Genomic DNA, 262 nt, shown 5'->3' with positions numbered 1-262 from the left:
ACATGTTTTAGTTGCTACAACAGTAATTGAAGTAGGTGTTGACGTACCTAACGCAAGCTTAATCATTATTGAAAACCCAGAGCGCTTAGGTTTAGCACAATTACACCAGTTACGCGGGCGAGTGGGAAGAGGGAGTATTGCCTCCCATTGTGTTCTTTTATACCATGCACCACTTTCGCATACCGCTCAAAAACGCTTAGGTGTACTTAGAGACAGTAACGATGGCTTTGTGATAGCCGAGCGGGATTTAGAAATACGCGGC

General features: G+C 44.7%; 1 protein-coding gene. It reads left to right on the top strand.

The window, feature by feature from the left end; genetic code table 11:
* Nucleotides 1-262: helicase-related protein (locus SB756_RS31440; RefSeq protein ID WP_410913418.1), on the top strand; the 262-nt coding region annotated here is incomplete at both ends.

Source organism: Pseudomonas sp. SIMBA_068 (genome assembly GCF_046534705.1).
GTDB classification, from domain to species: domain Bacteria; phylum Pseudomonadota; class Gammaproteobacteria; order Pseudomonadales; family Pseudomonadaceae; genus Aquipseudomonas; species Aquipseudomonas putida.
This window is presented reverse-complemented; position numbering and strand designations above follow the sequence as displayed.